This window comes from Bartonella sp. MR168JLCBS (assembly GCF_042194175.1).
Window position 1 is genome coordinate 1 of sequence record NZ_JBHIMP010000186.1, and the last position, 265, is coordinate 265.

The following is a 265-nucleotide window of genomic DNA, read 5'->3' on the forward strand; positions in this document are numbered from 1 at the left end:
CTTATTCAAAAGCGGATTTAAAATCTTCATCCCTTATTAAAGAAAAATCAGGAAGCCCCGAAAATCCCTTCTAGTCCTCCAGCACTGCTGCTTTTGTCACGATACTTTCTATCTTCATTATAAATTTAAGGTATAATAATTATCTTTATGATACACATTGATAATACACTAAAATTATCTCGTGTTCTTAAAAAATGCCTTTCAAATCTATATTTTAGGAAAAAAATAAAGAATGTTTTTGTATCAGGAAGAGAGAAACAAAAAT